Genomic DNA, 334 nt, shown 5'->3' on the forward strand with positions numbered 1-334 from the left:
TTGGGGGTGATGACCCACCCTTTCCCTTCTTCAAAAAGGTCTTGAATGGCGGGGAAGAATAGTTCTTCGGTGGTCATTGCGTATTCGAGGCGGCGCGAATCGGATGCCAAAAGCATATAGTTTTGGCATTGATAATAGTAGATATTATAGAATTCCAAATCAGCGGACGTTAGAAATTTAGTAAACGTGTAGGTGTAGTCTGGCGGCGGCGCAGAATATGCAGGGTGCTGCTGGTCTGCTGGGGTATAAATTCCAATCATGTCAGTATCGACAAGATGGTATGCTCCCCTATAGTCCTCTTGGTTGAAGAATTTTTTAGTCCACTCCGGGTCGA

The 334-nt window shown here is 46.1% G+C and carries 1 pseudogene; it reads right to left on the reverse strand.

Going from position 1 to position 334, the window contains the following annotated elements:
- Positions 1-334: pseudogene (locus tag HMPREF2894_RS09130) on the reverse strand (peptidoglycan-binding protein); the annotation flags it as partial.

Origin of the sequence: Rothia sp. HMSC066G02, from assembly GCF_001813145.1 — a bacterium.
Lineage (GTDB): Bacteria > Actinomycetota > Actinomycetes > Actinomycetales > Micrococcaceae > Rothia.